Annotated in this window: 15 protein-coding genes; all 15 read left to right on the forward strand. The window is 71.6% G+C overall.

All coding sequences use genetic code 11. The features are described 5' to 3' along the window. Nucleotides 1–57 precede the first annotated feature (57 nt). The 15 genes from nrtL to ACZ4M5_RS11530 all read left to right on the forward strand — a co-directional run bounded on the left by nrtL (nucleotide 58) and on the right by ACZ4M5_RS11530 (nucleotide 18,897). On the forward strand, nucleotides 58–1,176 hold the full coding sequence (gene nrtL / locus ACZ4M5_RS11460; RefSeq protein ID WP_467735380.1) for an ArgS-related anticodon-binding protein NrtL: 1,119 nt from the start codon (nucleotides 58–60) through the stop codon (nucleotides 1,174–1,176). Between the two features lie 25 nt (nucleotides 1,177–1,201). Then, complete coding sequence (lysA, locus tag ACZ4M5_RS11465) at nucleotides 1,202–2,593, forward strand: diaminopimelate decarboxylase (protein WP_467735382.1); 1,392 nt, start codon at nucleotides 1,202–1,204, stop codon at nucleotides 2,591–2,593. A gap of 153 nt (nucleotides 2,594–2,746) precedes the next feature. Further along, entirely contained in the window at nucleotides 2,747–4,039 is a 1,293-nt protein-coding gene (locus ACZ4M5_RS11470) for a homoserine dehydrogenase (protein WP_467735384.1), read from the forward strand. 6 nt (nucleotides 4,040–4,045) lie between these two features. Further along, entirely contained in the window at nucleotides 4,046–5,104 is a 1,059-nt protein-coding gene (thrC, locus tag ACZ4M5_RS11475) for a threonine synthase (protein WP_467735386.1), read from the forward strand. A gap of 359 nt (nucleotides 5,105–5,463) precedes the next feature. Next, nucleotides 5,464–6,393 (forward strand): homoserine kinase, encoded by a 930-nt coding sequence (gene thrB, locus ACZ4M5_RS11480; protein WP_467735388.1) that lies wholly within the window; start codon nucleotides 5,464–5,466, stop codon nucleotides 6,391–6,393. Nucleotides 6,394–6,795: 402 nt separating this feature from the next. Beyond that, the gene (gene rho / locus ACZ4M5_RS11485) at nucleotides 6,796–8,880 is read left to right on the forward strand and encodes a transcription termination factor Rho (protein WP_467735390.1); all 2,085 of its coding nucleotides are present in this window, start codon (nucleotides 6,796–6,798) and stop codon (nucleotides 8,878–8,880) included. Nucleotides 8,881–9,008: 128 nt separating this feature from the next. After that, nucleotides 9,009–10,790: a trypsin-like serine protease gene (locus tag ACZ4M5_RS11490; protein WP_467735577.1), complete on the forward strand. Its 1,782-nt coding sequence runs from the start codon at nucleotides 9,009–9,011 to the stop codon at nucleotides 10,788–10,790. Between the two features lie 205 nt (nucleotides 10,791–10,995). Further along, nucleotides 10,996–12,132 carry an LCP family protein gene (locus ACZ4M5_RS11495; RefSeq protein ID WP_467735392.1) on the forward strand — a complete coding sequence of 379 codons (1,137 nt, stop codon included), beginning with the start codon at nucleotides 10,996–10,998 and terminating at the stop codon, nucleotides 12,130–12,132. Between the two features lie 171 nt (nucleotides 12,133–12,303). Further along, entirely contained in the window at nucleotides 12,304–12,525 is a 222-nt protein-coding gene (gene rpmE, locus ACZ4M5_RS11500; RefSeq protein WP_003992975.1) for a 50S ribosomal protein L31, read from the forward strand. A gap of 105 nt (nucleotides 12,526–12,630) precedes the next feature. Continuing rightward, complete coding sequence (gene prfA, locus ACZ4M5_RS11505; RefSeq protein WP_467735394.1) at nucleotides 12,631–13,707, forward strand: peptide chain release factor 1; 1,077 nt, start codon at nucleotides 12,631–12,633, stop codon at nucleotides 13,705–13,707. A 50-nt stretch (nucleotides 13,708–13,757) separates the two neighbouring features. Continuing rightward, nucleotides 13,758–14,603, forward strand: coding sequence for a peptide chain release factor N(5)-glutamine methyltransferase (gene prmC, locus ACZ4M5_RS11510; RefSeq protein ID WP_467735396.1), 846 nt, complete (start codon nucleotides 13,758–13,760; stop codon nucleotides 14,601–14,603). 61 nt (nucleotides 14,604–14,664) lie between these two features. Further along, on the forward strand, nucleotides 14,665–15,312 hold the full coding sequence (locus ACZ4M5_RS11515; protein ID WP_369193700.1) for an L-threonylcarbamoyladenylate synthase: 648 nt from the start codon (nucleotides 14,665–14,667) through the stop codon (nucleotides 15,310–15,312). Continuing rightward, nucleotides 15,309–15,989 carry an arsenate reductase/protein-tyrosine-phosphatase family protein gene (locus tag ACZ4M5_RS11520; RefSeq protein WP_467735399.1) on the forward strand — a complete coding sequence of 227 codons (681 nt, stop codon included), beginning with the start codon at nucleotides 15,309–15,311 and terminating at the stop codon, nucleotides 15,987–15,989. Before ACZ4M5_RS11515 ends, ACZ4M5_RS11520 begins: the two co-directional genes overlap by 4 nt. A gap of 194 nt (nucleotides 15,990–16,183) precedes the next feature. After that, entirely contained in the window at nucleotides 16,184–17,422 is a 1,239-nt protein-coding gene (locus ACZ4M5_RS11525; RefSeq protein WP_467735401.1) for a serine hydroxymethyltransferase, read from the forward strand. Between the two features lie 128 nt (nucleotides 17,423–17,550). Beyond that, a complete protein-coding gene (locus ACZ4M5_RS11530; RefSeq protein ID WP_467735403.1) occupies nucleotides 17,551–18,897 on the forward strand; it encodes an MraY family glycosyltransferase in 1,347 nt (448 codons plus the stop codon). Nucleotides 18,898–19,084 lie beyond the last annotated feature (187 nt).

Here is a 19,084-nt window from a genome sequence, read left to right on the forward strand (position 1 = left end):
GGGACCCTCGGTAAACCGGTTCGCATACCCACCCCCCTCCTCCCCTACGCTTGACCCGTGACCCCCGTCGAGCTCTCGCGCACCGTGCTGCACGCCGTGCGTCGTGCTGTCGACGAGGGAGAGCTGTGCGTGACCGTTCCCGAGCGGGTCGTGGTCGCGCCGCCCGGGCCCGGAGGGTGCGGCGACTACGCCACCCCCGTCGCCCTCCAGCTGGCCCGTGCGGCGGGCGAGTCCCCGCACCGCGTCGCCGGCATCCTGCGCGCGCGGCTGCTCCGGGAGCGTCGGATCACCGACGTCGTCGTCACCGGACCGGGGTTCCTCAATCTCCGTCTGCGCGGTGACGCCTCCGCCGACCTCGTCGCCGAGATCCTGCGGTGCGGGCAGCGGTACGGGCACGTCACCGCACCGAGCCCGTCCGGCCTCCTCCTCCGTTGTCCTGCCGAGGTCCGTGCCGTAGTCGTCGCCGACGCCCTCGCCCGCGTGGCGCGCAGCCAGGGACACGCCGCCCGCGTCGAATGCGACGGCCCCGTCGACCCGCAGTGGCCCACCCTCCTGGGACTCGATACCGATGCCGCGGCGCACGCCGACCACGGCCCCGTCGACCCGCAGTGGCCCACCGTCCTCGGTCTCGACACCGACAGCGCCACGCACCCCGGCCACGACACCGTCGCCGCCCTCCGCCCCGTGCCCGCCCCCGCCGACCCCCTTCCCCTCGGCCGGGACGCCGCCCGCTGGGCCCTGCTGTATCCCGCCGGGCACGACCGGCCCCGCGTCACCGGCGACCACCTCGTGCAGCGGGAGGGCAACCCCCTCTTCCGCGTCCGGTACGCCCACGCCCGCACCCGGGCCCTCCTGCGCAACGCCGCCGACCTGGGCTTCCACCCCGAGCCCGGCCCGGTGGACGCCCCCGCCGCCCACGCCCCGCTCCTCGCCGCCCTCCGCGACCACCCCCGCGTCCTCGCCGCCACCGTCGCGCACCGCGCTCCCGACCGGTTGGCCCGGCACCTCGTCGCCGTCGCCGACGCCACCCTGCCCGTGCTGCACTCCGTGCTGCCCCTGGGGGAGGAGAAACCCTCGGCCGCCCACCGTGCCCGGCTCGCTCTCGCCGAAGCCGCCGGGACGGTGCTGGCCGGCGGCCTGTCCCTGCTCGGTATCGACGCACCCGAACACCTCTGAGAGCCAAGAAGAGGCACACGACACCATGAGCCGTTCCGCACACCCCGCCGGGCCCCGTCACGCCGATGTCCTTCCCGAGGGCCACTACTCCGCCCCGGCCGCCGACCTCAACGCGCTCGACCCCAAGGTCTGGGCGGGGACGGTGACGCGCGACGAGGACGGTGTCGTCACCGTCGGCGGGATCCCCGTCACGCGGCTCGCCGAGGAGGTCGGGACCCCGGCGTACGTCCTGGACGAGGCCGACTTCCGGGCCCGGGCGCGGGCCTGGCGTACCGCCTTCGGGACCGGCGCCGACGTCTTCTACGCCGGCAAGGCGTTCCTCTCCCGGGCCGTGGTGCGCTGGCTGCACGAGGAGGGGCTGAACGTGGACGTCTGCTCCGGCGGTGAGCTGGCCACGGCGCTGTCCGCCGGCATGCCCGCCGAGCGCATCGCCTTCCACGGCAACAACAAGTCCGTCGACGAGATCACCCGGGCCGTCGAGGCCGGGGTGGGGCACATCGTGCTCGACTCCTTCCAGGAGATCGTGCGCGTCGCCCACATCGCGCAGAGCCTGGGCAAGCGGCAGAAGGTCCTCATCCGGATCACCGTCGGCGTCGAGGCGCACACCCACGAGTTCATCGCCACGGCCCACGAGGACCAGAAGTTCGGCATCCCGCTGGCCGGCGGGCAGGCCGCCGAGGCCGTACGGCGGGCGCTGCAGCTCGACGGCCTGGAGCTGGTCGGCATCCACAGCCACATCGGCTCGCAGATCTTCGACATGTCCGGGTTCGAGGTCGCCGCCCACCGGGTGGTCGGGCTGCTGAAGGACATCCGCGACGAGCACGGCGTCGAGCTGCCCGAGATCGACCTCGGCGGCGGACTCGGCATCGCGTACACCAGTGGCGACGACCCGCGCGAGCCGCACGAGATCGCCAAGGCGCTCACCGAGATCGTCACGCGGGAGTGCGAGGCCGCCAGGCTGCGCACGCCGCGCATCTCGGTCGAGCCGGGGCGGGCCATCGTCGGGCCGACCGCCTTCACGCTCTACGAGGTCGGCACGATCAAGCCGCTCGACGGGCTGCGCACGTACGTCTCGGTGGACGGCGGCATGTCGGACAACATCCGCACCGCGCTGTACGACGCCGAGTACAGCGTCGCCCTGGTCTCCCGCACCTCCGACGCCGAGCCGATGCTGGCCCGCGTCGTCGGCAAGCACTGCGAGAGCGGGGACATCGTGGTCAAGGACGCGTTCCTGCCGGCCGACCTGGCGCCGGGCGACCTGGTCGCCGTGCCCGCCACGGGCGCCTACTGCCGGTCGATGGCCAGCAACTACAACCACGTGCTGCGCCCGCCGGTCGTCGCCGTGCGCGACGGCGAGGCCCGGGTGATCGTCCGCCGCGAGACGGAGGAGGACCTGCTGCGTCTCGACGTCGGCTGAGCCCGGCGCGCAGTCCCGGGGTGGCGGAAGATCTTCTGTCCACCGCCCCGCGGAAATGAAATAGATGTCTCACGATCCGGACTCCGGGCAGAAACTCCCGTCCGGTGAGTGAGACTGGTTCCACCGATGACGGTAATGAGGAAACGAGGTCGGATGATGCGTACGCGTCCGCTGAAGGTGGCGCTGCTGGGCTGTGGAGTGGTCGGCTCAGAGGTGGCGCGCATCATGACGACGCACGCCGACGACCTCACGGCCCGCATCGGTGCCCCGGTGGAGCTCGCGGGCGTGGCGGTCCGCCGGCCCGACCGGGTCCGCGAGGGCATCGACCCCGCGCTCATCACCACCGACGCCACCGCCCTGGTCAAACGCGGCGACATCGACGTGGTCGTCGAGGTCATCGGTGGCATCGAGCCCGCCCGGGCGCTCATCACCACCGCCTTCGAGCACGGCGCCTCCGTCGTCTCCGCGAACAAGGCCCTGCTCGCCCAGGACGGGGCGGCCCTGCACGCGGTCGCCGAGCAGCACGGCAAGGACCTCTACTACGAGGCCGCCGTCGCCGGTGCCATCCCGCTGATCCGGCCGCTGCGCGAGTCCCTCGCCGGCGACAAGATCAACCGGGTGATGGGCATCGTCAACGGGACCACCAACTTCATCCTCGACAAGATGGACTCGACGGGCGCCGGGTACCAGGAGGCCCTCGACGAGGCCACCGCCCTGGGGTACGCCGAGGCCGACCCGACCGCCGACGTCGAGGGCTTCGACGCCGCCGCGAAGGCCGCCATCCTCGCGGGCATCGCCTTCCACACGCGCGTGCGCCTCGACGACGTCTACCGCGAGGGCATGACCGAGGTGACGGCGGCCGACTTCGCCTCCGCCCGGCAGATGGGCTGCACCATCAAGCTGCTCGCCATCTGCGAGCGGGCCGGGGACGGCGCGTCCGTCACCGCGCGCGTGCACCCGGCGATGATCCCGCTGAGCCACCCGCTGGCCTCCGTGCGCGGCGCCTACAACGCCGTGTTCGTCGAGTCCGACGCCGCCGGGCAGCTCATGTTCTACGGCCCCGGGGCGGGCGGTTCCCCCACGGCCTCGGCCGTGCTCGGCGACCTCGTCGCCGTCTGCCGCAACCGGATCGGCGGCGCGACCGGACCGGGCGAGTCCGCCTACGCCGCGCTGCCGGTGTCGCCCATGGGCGACGTGGTCACGCGCTACCACATCAGCCTCGACGTGGCCGACAAACCGGGCGTTCTCGCCCAGGTCGCGACCGTCTTCGCCGAGCACGGGGTCTCGATCGATACGGTTCGCCAGTCGGGGAAGGACGGCGAGGCCTCCCTCGTCGTCGTCACGCACCGTGCGTCCGACGCCGCCCTCACCGGCACCGTCGAGGCGTTGCGCAAGCTCGACACCGTGCGTGGTGTCGCCAGCATCATGCGGGTTGAAGGAGAGTAACCAGCAATGACCCACCAGTGGCGCGGAATCATCGAGGAGTACCGGGACCGTCTGCCGGTCTCCGACACCACGCCGGTCGTGACGCTCCGCGAGGGCGGCACGCCGCTCGTGCCCGCGCAGGTGCTCTCCGAGCGCACGGGCTGCGAGGTCCACCTCAAGGTGGAGGGCGCGAACCCGACCGGTTCCTTCAAGGACCGCGGTATGACCATGGCCATCACGCGGGCCAAGGAGGAGGGCGCCCAGGCCGTCATCTGCGCCTCCACGGGCAACACGTCCGCCTCCGCCGCCGCGTACGCCGTGCGGGCCGGGATGGTGTGCGCCGTCCTCGTGCCCACGGGCAAGATCGCGCTCGGCAAGATGGGCCAGGCGCTGGTCCACGGCGCGAAGATCCTCCAGGTCGACGGCAACTTCGACGACTGCCTCACGCTCGCGCGCGGCCTGAGCGACAACTACCCCGTCGCCCTGGTCAATTCGGTCAACCCGGTACGGATCGAGGGCCAGAAGACGGCCGCCTTCGAGATCGTGGACATGCTGGGTGACGCGCCCGACATCCACGTCCTGCCGGTCGGCAACGCGGGCAACATCACGGCCTACTGGAAGGGCTACACGGAGTACGCGGGCGACGGGATCGCCTCCCGCAAGCCCCGGATGTGGGGTTTCCAGGCCTCCGGCAGCGCCCCGATCGTGCGCGGCGAGGTGGTCAAGGACCCCTCGACCATCGCCACCGCCATCCGCATCGGCAACCCGGCCTCGTGGAACTACGCGCTCGCCGCACGGGACGAGTCGGGCGGTTTCATCGACGAGGTGACGGACCGTGAGATCCTGCGCGCCTACCGGCTGTTGGCGTCGCAGGAGGGCGTCTTCGTGGAGCCGGCGTCCGCCGCGTCCGTCGCCGGTCTGCTGAAGGCCGCCGAGCAGGGCAAGGTCGACCCGGGCCAGCGGATCGTCTGCACGGTCACCGGCAACGGGCTGAAGGACCCCGACTGGGCCGTCGCCGGCGCCCCGCAGCCGGTCACCGTCCCGGTGGACGCGGCCGCCGCGGCGGAGCGCCTGGGTCTCGCCTGAGGGCGCCCGGACCCGCTGCGACGTGCGCCGACGCTCCGAGCGCCGGTGCTCGCACGGCACGGTCCGGCGTAAGGCGGCGCCCGCCGGGGAAGGGTTCTCGCGGGGGGTGCACAGGGGGCTTGCGACACGCATCGTGCGCCTCCTGTGCGCCCTATGTCGCCGCAGAACCTTCCTTCGATAGGCTGTACTGAACCCGCCCGCCGCATATGCCTCCGCAGGAGCGCGGTGTCGCGCCGTCTCCGCGGCCGGGCAGCGGCCGGCCCTCCCGGCCGGCGGCGGCCCCCGGGGTTCCCGTACGGCATCGAATGTCCATCGAACGTCATTCGACAATCACGCAGCTCAAGGAGAGTCATCGAGCGATGGCCGGTCCAGCGTTCCGCGCCGCCGCCGTCCGGGTGCGCGTCCCCGCCACCAGCGCCAACCTCGGCCCGGGCTTCGACGCCCTCGGCCTCGCGCTGGGGCTGTACGACGACGTCGTCGTCCGGGTGGCCGACTCCGGGCTGCACATCGACATCGCGGGTGAGGGCAGCGAGACGCTCCCGCGCGACGAGCGGCACCTGCTCGTACGGTCCCTGCGCACCGCCTTCGACCTGCTGGGCGGGCAGCCGCGCGGACTGGAGATCGTCTGCGCCAACCGCATCCCGCACGGCCGGGGCCTCGGCTCCTCCTCCGCCGCCATCTGCGCCGGGATCGTCGCCGCCCGGGCCGTGACCATAGGCGCGGACGCCAAGCTCGACGACACCGCGCTGCTGGAACTCGCCACCGAGATCGAGGGTCACCCCGACAACGTCGCGGCCTGCCTGCTGGGCGGCTTCACCCTGTCGTGGATGGAGGGCGGCGCCGCCCGCGCGATCAGGATGGACCCGGCCGATTCCATCGTTCCGGTGGTTTTCGTCCCCGCCAAGCCGGTGCTCACCGAGACGGCGCGAGGACTGCTCCCGCGCACCGTTCCGCACGTCGACGCGGCCGCCAACGCCGGCCGGGCCGCCCTGCTCGTCGAGGCCCTCACCCGCCGTCCCGAGCTGCTGCTGCCCGCCACCGAGGACCGGCTGCACCAGGAGTACCGCGCCCCCGCCATGCCGGAGAGCGCGGCGCTGGTGGAGCGGCTGCGCGGCGACGGCGTCCCCGCGGTCATCTCCGGTGCGGGACCCACGGTCATGGCACTGGCCGACGCGGAAACGGCCGACAAGGTCGAGGCCCTGGCCGGTGCCGAATGGGCCGCCAACCGGCTCGGTCTCGACGCGCAGGGCGCGAGCGTGCTGCCGCTGACGGCCTCCGGCGACATCTGACGCCACACGGTTGCCGGATTTCGAGAGGGGGAATGTTTGTTGGATCCGGTAGTGTTAATCTCAAGTCTGCACCCGACCCCACCATGGCGAGGTGCCTCGTGTCCCCGTCCGGGACAGACATTCTTCCGGGAGCCCCCCAAGCCGCACTGTGTGCCGTACGTCGGACCGTACGCCGTACGTGGACACTGAGCGGGGCGCAGGGCACGCTCCGGAACCGGTGCTCCCACGCCGCGTGACACTGACACTGGGTGCCACGACTCAAGGAAGCGCCATCACCAGATTCCTCCGCCGCTTAGGCGGACCACCGCCCCGGCACGGTTCACACCACACGGACCGAAGCCGGACAGCACAACCGGTCGCCGAGCCAGACAGGCCGACGTCCGCTCCAGGGAAGGACCCTTCGTGAGCGACACCACCGATCTGATGGGCGCACGTGTCGAGGAGACCGCTGCCGCGCCCGCCACGGACGCCTCCGCGCCTGCCACCGGTGCCGGCTCCCGGCGGCGCCGCGGTACCGGCCTCGAGGGCATGGTGCTGGCCGAGCTGCAGCAGGTCGCATCCGGCCTCGGCATCAGGGGCACCGCGCGTATGCGCAAGAGCCAGCTGATCGAGGTCATCAAGGAGGCGCAGGCGTCCGGCGGCGCCGCCCCGGCCGCCAAGGCCGACGCGGGCGACGCGGGTGCCGAGACCAAGCCCAAGCGTCGCGCGACCTCCCGCGCCCGTACGGGCGACAACGCCGACGGTGCCGGCAAGGCCGAGAAGAAGGACGCGAAGGAGGCCGCGCAGGCCCCCGCGGACCAGGCCGACAAGGCCGCGGCCCAGCAGCAGATCGAGATCCCGGGACAGCCCGCCGGCGGCGAGGACGCCCCGGCCGAGCGCCGTCGCCGCCGCGCCACCGCCGATGCCGGAGCCCCCGCCTCCGCTTCCGGGACGGTCGCGGCCGAGGCGAAGAACGACGGCAAGGCCGAGACCCCGGCCGCGCAGCAGTCGCAGAACAACGCCTCGCAGCAGTCGCAGAACAACAACGACGCCAAGTCCGACGCCGGTGACGGCGGCGAGGGCCGCCGGCGTGACCGCCGCGACCGGGACCGGGACCGCGATCGCGGCCGGGACCGCGACCGCGGCCGCGGGGGCAAGGGCGACGACCAGCAGGGCGGCGGCCGTCAGGACCGCGGCCAGCAGCAGAGCCAGCAGGGCGGCGGCCGCCAGGACCGCGGCCAGCAGCGGGCCGACGAGGACGGGGACGACTTCGAGGGCGGCCGCCGGGGCCGCCGCGGCCGCTACCGCGACCGCCGGGGCCGTCGGGGCCGCGACGACATCGCGACCGAGCCGCAGATCAACGAGGACGACGTCCTGATCCCCGTCGCGGGCATCCTCGACATCCTCGACAACTACGCGTTCATCCGGACCTCCGGCTACCTGCCCGGCCCGAACGACGTGTACGTCTCCCTCGCCCAGGTCCGCAAGAACGGCCTGCGTAAGGGCGACCACATCACCGGCGCGGTCCGCCAGCCCAAGGAGGGCGAGCGCCGCGAGAAGTTCAACGCGCTGGTCCGCCTGGACTCCGTCAACGGCATGGCGCCCGAACACGGCCGCGGCCGCCCGGAGTTCAACAAGCTCACCCCGCTGTACCCGCAGGACCGCCTCCGCCTGGAGACGGACCCGGGCGTGCTCACCACCCGCATCATCGACCTCGTGTCGCCGATCGGTAAGGGCCAGCGCGGTCTGATCGTGGCCCCGCCGAAGACCGGCAAGACCATGATCATGCAGGCGATCGCCAACGCGATCACGCACAACAACCCCGAGTGCCACCTGATGGTCGTCCTCGTCGACGAGCGTCCGGAAGAGGTCACCGACATGCAGCGGTCGGTCAAGGGCGAGGTCATCTCCTCGACCTTCGACCGCCCGGCCGAGGACCACACCACGGTCGCCGAGCTCGCCATCGAGCGCGCCAAGCGCCTGGTGGAGCTGGGTCACGACGTCGTCGTGCTGCTCGACTCGATCACCCGTCTGGGCCGTGCGTACAACCTCGCCGCCCCGGCCTCCGGCCGCATCCTGTCCGGTGGTGTCGACTCGACGGCGCTGTACCCGCCGAAGCGGTTCTTCGGTGCCGCGCGCAACATCGAGGACGGCGGCTCGCTGACCATCCTCGCCACCGCGCTGGTCGACACCGGCTCCCGCATGGACGAGGTCATCTTCGAGGAGTTCAAGGGCACCGGCAACGCGGAGCTCAAGCTCGACCGCAAGCTCGCCGACAAGCGCATCTTCCCGGCGGTGGACGTCGACGCGTCCGGCACCCGCAAGGAAGAGATCCTGCTCGCGCCCGACGAGCTCGCCATCGTCTGGAAGCTGCGCCGGGTGCTGCACGCCCTCGACCAGCAGCAGGCGGTCGAGCTGCTGCTCGACAAGATGAAGCAGACCAAGTCGAACGCCGAGTTCCTGATGCAGATCCAGAAGACGACGCCGACGCCGGGCAACGGCGACTGACGCCGGCAGCACCACGCACAAGGGCCGCTCCCCGCACGGGGGCGGCCCTTTGTGTTGGTCGTGTACACGTTAGGATCACGCTCTCTTCGAACTTGTGATCCCGAGGGGGGACATACGTGGGTACACCCATGTCCGGGGGCGGTCGGCACAGACGCCGGATACGTTTCGCGCTGCCCGTCGCCGCCGCCGGCATCGCGGCCGCCGTCGCCGGCACGCTGCTGACGACGTCCGCGGGCGCCGCCACCTCGCTGCCGCAGCCGACGGTCGAGCCGGCCGTCAGCTCGCCGTCGCTCGCCGAGCTGCAGAAGCGGGTCGCCGGCGCCATGGCCGGTGACGATGTCGCCGGCAGGACGAGCAAGACCTCGCTCAGCGCGGGCACCGTCGACGGCCGCATCGATCCGAAGATCATCGGCGGCAACGAGACCACCATCAGCACGGCCCCGTGGATGGCGCAGCTCCACTACTACGACGACCGGGGCACCTCCGGCACCGACGACGACCTCGGCTTCTTCTGCGGCGGAGCCGTCGTCGCGCCGACGAAGATCCTCACCGCCGCGCACTGCGTCAAGGGCTACGACTGGAAGAACAACGGCGCCGTCATCACGGGCACCTCCCAGCTGCCCGACGGCGACGACGTGCACGGCGGCACCGTCACCGGTGTCTGGCGCCAGTGGAACCACCCCTCCTACAGCGCCACGACCATCGACAACGACATCGCGGTGCTGACCCTGCCCGTCGCGGTCAAGGCCACCCCGATCCGGATGACGACGTCCGGCGACACCACGTCGTACAAGGCCGGCACCAGCGCCAAGGTGTACGGCTGGGGCCGCACCAGCTCCACCAGCGACGACATCTCCGACACCCTGAAGACCGCCACGCTGCCCATCCAGTCCGACACGACCTGCTCCGGCGCGTACGGCAGTGACTTCGTCAAGGGGCACATGGTCTGCGCGGGCAAGCCCGCCACCGGCAGCGACACCGGGACCACCACCGCCTGCAACGGCGACTCCGGCGGCCCCCTGGTCGTCAACAACCGGATCGTCGGTGTCGTGTCCTGGGGCGTGACCGACTGCGTCGCCCGGGGCGCCTACAGCGTCTTCAGCAAGGTCAGCTCCTACGTCGGCGCCGCCTACCCGCGCCTGGACGACACCAACATCAGCGGTGACCACAAGGCCGACCTGTGGGTGCGCAACGCCTCCACCAGGACCGGCTACTCCAAGGACTCCAAGGGCACCTCGTTCGCCGCCCGCGAGTCCTGGGGCGACTGGAACGGCGTCAACGTCGTCCTGCAGGCCGACCTCGACCGCGACGGTTACCAGGACCTGGTCTACCGGCGCAGCAGCGACGGCGACGTCTTCTGGACCCACTTCGTCGTCTCCAGCGGCACCTGGACCACCAAGCAGATCTTCGACAACTGGAAGACCCGCACCCGGATCGTCACCCCCGGTGACGTCACCGGCGACTACCTGCCCGACCTGCTCTCGGTGGACTCCGCCGGTGTGCTGTGGATCTACCCGGGCAAGGGCAACGGCACCTTCGCCACCCGCGTGAAGGTCGGCTCCGGCTGGAACCAGTACAACTCCGTGCGTGGCAAGGGCGACTTCAACGGCGACGGCAAGACCGACCTCATCGCCCGCGCCAAGACCGGCAGCGCCATGTACCTGTACAAGGGGACCGGCAAGTCCGGCTCGGCGGCCTTCTCCACCCGGGTCAAGGTGCGCACGTGGGACGGCTACAACGCCTTCGACGCGCCCGGTGACGTGACCGGCGACGGCAAGGCCGACTTCCTGGCCCGCACGCCCGGCGGCACGCTCTACCTGTACGCCGGCACCGGCAAGGCGACCAGCGAGATCTTTGCCACAAGGAAGTCCGTCGGCACCGATTTCGCACAGTACGACATCTTCGGCTGAAATCCCAGGTGAGCGGGTACGCCCCGCGACGCCCGACCACGCACTGTGCCCACCGCCGCACGCGGTGGGCACAGTCCGTTGTGCAACCCTTTCCCGAGTTTCTCCGTCTGACCGGGCGGAGCGACGATGGTGCGAGGAGGAGGTTCGTCTCCACGCCTGGCGCTGACCGCAGGGGGTAATGGACCGTAGACGAGCTGAGGAGCACATGTCTGCCGAGAGCACACCGGGCCCGGACATACCGGGCGGAACCGGCACCGAGGGAACGCGCGGCCGCGCCAAGGGGCGGCGCCGCAAGCCCCGCAAGCGGCACAAGGGGCTGGTGATCGCGGCCTGGACGGCGGCGGGCATCGTCGTCCTGGGCGGCACCGGCGCGGGCTACCTGTACTTCAAGCTCAACGGCAACCTCAAGAGCGTCGACATCGACCAGGCCCTCGGCACCGACCGGCCCGAGAAGGCCGACAACGGCTCCGAGAACATCCTCGTCCTCGGCTCCGACACCCGCGCCGGCGGCAACAGGAAGATCGGCGGCGGCACCGACGACGGCAGCGCCCGCTCGGACACGGCGATGATCGTGCACCTGTACAAGGGCCACAAGAAGGCCAGCGTCGTCTCCGTCCCGCGCGACACCCTCATCGACCGCCCGGCCTGCACCGACACCGAGGGCAACGAGCACCCCGCCGCGCGCGGCGTGATGTTCAACTCCGCCTACTCCACCGGTGGAGCCGCCTGCGCCGTGAAGACGGTCGAGTCGATCACGGACCTGCGCATGGACCACTACCTGGAGGTCGACTTCGCCGGCTTCCAGAAGCTCGTCGACGACCTCGGCGGCGTCGAGATCACGACGACCAGGAGCATCGACGACCCCGACAGCCACCTGAGGCTCAAGGCCGGCACCCACAGACTCGACGGGGAGCAGGCCCTCGGCCTGGTCCGCACCCGCCACGGCGTCGGCGACGGCTCCGACCTCGGCCGCATCCAGCTCCAGCAGGCGTTCGTCAAGGCGCTGGTCCACCAGCTCAAGGACGTCGGCGTCTTCTCCAGCCCCAAGAAACTGCTCGACCTCGCCGAGACCGCGACCAAGACGGTGACGACCGACTCCGACCTCGGCTCGGTCAACCGGCTCGCGTCCTTCGCGAACGGCCTCAAGGGCATCAGCCCCTCCCACCTGCACATGGTCACCATGCCGGTCGCCTACGACCCGGCCGACCCCAACCGCGTGCTGCTGCGGGAGAAGAAGGCCGACGAGATCTGGAAGGCCCTGGCGCACGACAAGCCGATCCCGAAGAGCGCGACGACGGGCAACGCCTCAGGAGAGGCCAAGGAGGTCGTGAGCGCCCCGTGAGGGGCGCGGGGAACCGCGCGAGCAGCCACCTGCGGCCCGCAGGGAACAAAGAACGGCAACCCCCGGTTTTGGGGGATGGCCCCAGTCCTGGCAGACTGGTACGTCGGCTCCGGTTCACGCTCCCGCACCCCGCGGCGGCGACCCGGCGCCCTCCCGAACCTAGGAGACACCTTGAAGCGCGACATCCACCCCGAGTACGTCGAGACGCAGGTCAGCTGCACCTGCGGCGCGTCGTTCACCACCCGCAGCACCATCGAGTCCGGCACGATCCGCGCCGATGTCTGCTCCGAGTGCCACCCGTTCTACACGGGCAAGCAGAAGATCCTCGACACCGGTGGCCGCGTGGCCCGCTTCGAGGCCCGCTTCGGCAAGGCCGCCGGCTCCAAGAAGTAGCGAGCCTCCAATCGCCGGTCCGCGGACGCGCCCCCTCACCGGGCGCTCCGGGACCGGCGTTTTTGGTCGCCCGCCCTTCACCCCCGTCCCGCACAGGAGCCCAAGATGTTCGAGGCCGTCGAGGAACTCGTCGCCGAGCACGCCGACCTGGAGAAGAAGCTCGCCGACCCGTCGGTCCACTCCGACCAGGCCAACGCGCGCAAGCTGAACAAGCGTTACGCCGAGCTCACCCCCATCGTCGCCACCTACCGCTCCTGGACGCAGACGGGCGACGACATCGACACCGCGCGCGAACTGGCCGCCGACGACCCCGACTTCGCGGCCGAGGTGAAGGACCTGGAGCGGCAGCGCGAGGAGCTCACCGAGAAGCTGCGCCTGTTGCTCGTCCCGCGCGACCCCAGCGACGACAAGGACGTCATCCTGGAGATCAAGGCGGGCGCGGGCGGCGACGAGTCGGCCCTGTTCGCCGGCGACCTGCTGCGGATGTACCTGCGCTACGCCGAGCGCGTCGGCTGGAAGACCGAGATCATCGACGCCACCGAGTCCGAGCTCGGCGGCTACAAGGACGTCCAGGTCGCCGTGAAGACCAAGGGCGGCCAGGGCGCCACCGAGCCCGGGCAGGGCGTGTGGGCGCGGCTGAAGTACGAGGGCGGTGTGCACCGCGTGCAGCGCGTGCCCGCCACCGAGTCCCAGGGCCGGATCCACACCTCCGCTGCCGGTGTCCTCGTGACGCCCGAGGCCGAGGAGATCGACGTCGAGATCAACCCCAACGACCTGCGCATCGACGTCTACCGCTCCTCCGGACCGGGCGGGCAGTCCGTCAACACCACCGACTCCGCCGTGCGCATCACGCACCTGCCCACCGGCGTCGTCGCCTCCTGCCAGAACGAGAAGAGCCAGCTGCAGAACAAGGAGCAGGCCCTGCGTATCCTGCGCTCCAGGCTCCTCGCCGCCGCGCAGGAGGAGGCGGAGAGGAACGCCGCCGACGCCCGCCGCAGCCAGGTCCGCACCGTCGACCGCTCCGAGAAGATCCGGACGTACAACTACCCGGAGAACCGCATCTCGGACCACCGCGTCGGCTTCAAGGCGTACAACCTGGACCAGGTCCTGGACGGCGACCTCGACGCGGTGATCCAGGCCTGCGTCGACGCCGACTCGGCGGCGAAGCTGGCAGCCGCGTAAGACGACGTGCGCGCGCGCCCGAGCACGTACGAGCACTACGGAGGACTTGCGTGAACCTGCTGCTCGCGGAGGTGGCCCAGGCCACCCAGCGGCTCGCCGACGCCGGCGTGCCCTCGCCGCGCACCGACGCGGAGGAACTCGCCGCGTTCGTGCACGGCGTCAAGCGCGGCGAGCTGCACTCCGTCAAGGACTCCGACTTCGACGCCCGGTACTGGGAGGTCATCGCCCGCCGCGAGGCCCGCGAACCCCTCCAGCACATCACCGGGCGCGCCTACTTCCGCTACCTGGAACTCCAGGTCGGGCCCGGGGTGTTCGTGCCGCGGCCCGAGACGGAGTCGGTGGTCGGCTGGGCCATAGACGCCGTGCGCGCCATGGACGTCGTCGAGCCGTGCATCGTCGACCTGTGCACCGGCTCCGGCGCGATCGCGCTCGCCCTCGCCCAGGAGGTCCCGCGCTCGCGCGTGCACGCCGTGGAGCTGTCCGAGGACGCTCTGCAGTGGACGCGCAAGAACGTCGAGGGGTCCAGGGTCGACCTGCGCCAGGGCAACGCCCTGACGGCCTTCCCGGACCTCGACGGCCAGGTCGACCTGGTCGTCTCCAACCCGCCGTACATCCCGCTCACCGAGTGGGAGTACGTCGCCCCCGAGGCGCGCGACTACGACCCCGACATGGCCCTGTTCTCCGGCGAGGACGGCCTGGACCTGATCCGGGGCCTGGAGCGCACCGCGCACCGGCTGCTGCGCCCCGGCGGCGTCGTCGTCGTGGAGCACGCCGACACCCAGGGCGGTCAGGTGCCGTGGATCTTCGCCGAGGACCGCGGCTGGACCGACGCCGCCGACCACCCCGACCTGAACAACCGTCCGCGCTTCGCCACGGCCCGCAAGGCACTGCCGTGAGCCCGGCGCGGTCCCCGCGAACTTCGACCCAGCAGTACGTGTACGAGGAGGCCAGCTGAAGATGGCACGGCGATACGACACCAACGACGCGACCGACCGTGTGACCGGTCTGCGCGAGGCAGCGTCCGCCGTCCGCCGAGGCGAGCTCGTGGTGCTGCCGACGGACACCGTGTACGGCATCGGCGCGGACGCGTTCTCCGCGGAGGCGGTCGCCGACCTGCTGGACGCCAAGGGCCGGGGCCGCAACATGCCCACGCCCGTCCTCATCGGCTCCCCGAACACCCTGCACGGCCTCGTCACCGACTTCTCCGAGCTGGCCTGGGAGCTGGTCGACGCCTTCTGGCCGGGCGCCCTGACGCTCGTCGCCCGGCACCAGCCGTCCCTGCAGTGGGACCTCGGGGACACCCGGGGCACGGTGGCCGTGCGCATGCCGCTGCACCCGGTCGCCATCGAGCTGCTCACCGAGGTCGGCCCCATGGCCGTGTCGTCGGCGAACCTCACGGGCCACCCGGCGCCGGAGGACTGCGACGCCGCGCAGCAGATGCTCGGCGACTCCGTCTCCGTCTACCTCGACGGCGGCCCCACCCCCGGCAACGTGCCGTCGTCCATCGTCGACGTCACCCGCGAGGTCCCGCTGCTGCTGCGGGCCGGCGCCCTCTCGGCGGACGAGCTGCGCAAGGTCGTACCCGACCTCGAGGTGGCGAATTGACGTCCCCCGGAACGGGGCGCGGCATAGGCAACGGGGAAAGCGCGGCGGAGATCACGACGACCTTCGTGGGACTTCCGCGCGACAGCTTCCGCATCCTTCACGTCAGCACCGGCAACGTGTGCCGCTCACCCATCACCGAGCGGCTGACCCGCCACCTCGTCATGGAGCGGCTGGGCGTGCTCGGCGGCGGGCTCGTCGTGGAGAGCGCGGGGACCTGGGGTCACGAGGGCGCGCCCATGGAGGCCCACGCGGAGACCGTCCTCGCCGACTTCGGCGCGGACGCCTCCGGCTTCACCGGGCGCGAGCTCCTCGACGAGCACGTGATCCGCGCGGACCTGGTGCTGACCGCCACCCGCGACCACCGCGCCCAGGTCATCTCCATGGGCCACTCGGCGGGCCTGCGCACCTTCACGCTCAAGGAGTTCACCCGGCTGGTGAAGGCGATCGACCCGGCGACCCTGCCCGCACTGGAGGAGGGCGTGGTCATCCGCGCCCGTGCCCTGGTGCGTGCCGCGGCCGCGCTGCGCGGCTGGCTCCTGGCCCCGGACGCCGAGGCGGACGAGGTCTACGACCCGTACGGGGCGCCGCTGACGTTCTTCCGTTCCATCGGCGACGAGATACACCAGGCGCTCGACCCGGTCGTGACGGCCCTCACCGGCGTTCCCGCACGGACGTAGCGGCCGAGCGCCCCGGGGGCCCCGGGCCTACATTGGACGTACGTCACCCCGGCGCGTGAGCCGAAGGGGCGCGTCCGTCCTCAGAGGCCGAACGCGCGGAGGCCCGGAGGGCTGAGCACGATCGGCCTCTCAGGACCGACTCAGGCGCCCCGGAGGCGAACCGCCCAGAAAAGCGACGCCGCCCGGAGCCCACCATGACGGTCACCCCTGCCATCGAGGCCGACGTCCTGCACCGCCAGGACCCGGAGCTCGCCGACCTCCTGCTCGCCGAACGGGAGCGGCAGGCGACCACGCTCCAGCTGATCGCCGCGGAAAACTTCAGCTCACCCGCCGTGCTGGCCGCGCTCGGCTCACCCCTGGCAAACAAGTACGCCGAGGGCTACCCGGGCGCGCGCCACCACGGCGGCTGCGAGATCGTCGACGCCGCCGAACGCCTCGCCGTCGAACGGGCCAGGGCCCTGTTCGGCGCCGATCACGCCAACGTCCAGCCCCACTCGGGCTCTTCGGCCGTCCTGGCCGCCTACGCGGCCCTGCTGCGCCCCGGGGACACCGTCCTGGCCCTGGGCCTGCCGCACGGCGGCCACCTCACGCACGGATCGCCCGCCAACTTCTCCGGCCGCTGGTTCGACTTCGTCGGCTACGGGCTGGAGGCCGACTCGGGGCTCGTCGACCACGAGCAGGTGCGCGCGCTGGCCCGGGCGCGCCGGCCCAAGGCGATCGTCTGCGGCTCCATCGCCTACCCCCGCCACCTGGACCACGCCTTCTTCCGCGAGGTCGCCGACGAGGTGGGCGCCTACCTCATCGCGGACGCCGCGCACCCGCTGGGGCTGGTGGCCGGGGGAGCGGCGCCGAACCCGGTGCCGTACGCGGACGTCGTGTGCGGCACCACGCACAAGGTGCTGCGCGGCCCGCGCGGCGGGCTGATCCTGTGCCGGGCCGAACTGGCCGAGCGGGTCGACCGGGCCGTGTTCCCCTTCACCCAGGGCGGCGCCCAGATGCACACCGTCGCCGCCAAGGCCGTCGCCTTCGGGGAGGCGGCAACACCGGCGTTCTCCGCGTACGCCCATCAGGTGGTGGCGAACGCGCGTGTCCTCGCGGCGCGGCTGGCCGCCGAGGGCCTGGTGGTCACCACCGGCGGCACGGACACCCACCTGATCACCGCCGACCCGGCCCCGCTCGGCGTCGACGGCCGCACCGCCCGGAGCCGGCTGGCCGCGGCCGGGCTGGTCCTGGACTGCTGCGCGCTGCCGCACGGCGACGCCCGCGGACTGCGTCTGGGCACCGCCGCCGTCACCACCCAGGGCATGGGGGAGGCGGAGATGACACGGATCGCGCACCTGCTCGCGCGGGTGCTCCGGAACGTGACGGATCCCTCGACGGCTCGTGAAGAAGTGCGGGAGCTGACCGGTGGATTCCCGCCGTACCCCCGCTGAGCGGGGCGGGCGCGCCCGGGTGCGCGGCTGATCGTGCAACCATCGTCGCTACCCGGAAGTCCCCACTCATATGCGCGCATCGCTAGGGTGTGAGGCTGAGATGGCCAGCGAGACCTGTGGGGAAGCCCGTGCGTGAATACCTGCTGACGCTCTGCATCACGGCCGCGGTGACGTATCTGCTCACAGGGCCGGTGCGGAAGTTCGCGATCGTGGCGGGCGCGATGCCGGAGATCCGGGCCCGTGACGTGCACCGGGAACCCACTCCGCGGCTCGGCGGGATCGCGATGTTCTTCGGTCTGTGCGCGGGCCTGCTGGTCGCCGACCACCTCACCAACCTCAACCAGGTCTTCGAGACGTCGAACGAACCGAGAGCGCTGCTGTCCGGAGCGGCCCTGATCTGGCTGATCGGCGTCCTGGACGACAAGTTCGAGATCGACGCCCTCATCAAGCTGGGCGGCCAGATGATCGCCGCGGGCGTGATGGTCGTGCAGGGTCTGACGATCCTGTGGCTGCCGATCCCGGGTGTCGGCTCGGTCGCGCTCACGCAGTGGCAGGGCACGCTGCTCACCGTCGCGCTGGTCGTCATCACGATCAACGCGGTCAACTTCGTGGACGGCCTCGACGGTCTCGCGGCCGGCATGGTCTGCATCGCGTCCACGGCGTTCTTCCTGTACGCCTACCGCATCTGGTTCTCGTACGGCATCGAGGCCGCGGCCCCGGCCACGCTGTTCTCGGCGATCCTGATGGGCATGTGCCTGGGCTTCCTGCCGCACAACATGCACCCGGCGCGGATCTTCATGGGCGACTCGGGCTCCATGCTGATCGGCCTCGTCCTGGCGGCGGGTGCGATCTCCGTCACGGGGCAGGTCGACCCGGACGCGCTCAACCTGTACGCGGGGTCGGAGAAGGAGGCCGTGCACCAGACGGTCCCCGTCTACATCCCGCTGCTGCTGCCGCTGACGATCATCGCGGTGCCGGCCGCCGACCTGATCCTGGCGATCGTGCGGCGTACCTGGCGCGGGCAGTCGCCGTTCGCCGCGGACCGCGGGCATCTGCACCACCGGCTGCTGGAGATCGGGCACTCGCACAGCCGCGCGGTGCTGATCATGTACTTCTGGTCGGCGCTGATCGCCTTCGGGGCGCTGGCCTACTCGGTCAACTCGGCGTCCATGTGGATCGTGCTGGGCGTGGTCTTCCTCAGCGCGATCGGGCTGATCCTGCTCCTGCTGCCGCGCTTCACGCCGCGTACGCCGCGCTGGATGGAGCGGTTCGTGCCGCCGCGCTACCGCCGCCGCGGAGCCCCGGCGGCGGTCGCTCCCGGTGCCGCGTCCCCGGACCCGACGACGGACGACCCGGCCCCAGCCGACCCACAGGACCGCACCCCGGTGGCCTCGGGGGTATCGGGCGTCAACGGGGCTACGGCCATCGGGGGACGGTCGCGTATGGCCGACCGGGGCAGGGCTGGGACAAGGTAAGAATCTGACGAGAGCATTGCCAAGTCGTGGGGTGGTGATGGGGGTGCAAAGCGCCCCAATACCAGACATGTCGATGCTGTTCTCGCTCATACGCGCGTGTTCACTCTCATGTGTGACTGTACGCACACCCCCAGGTAAAGACTGCATCAAATAGTTTGTGATACGGTTCACGAGAACCCCCCGGATA

It is taken from the genome of Streptomyces sp. NPDC026246 (genome assembly GCF_055567995.1).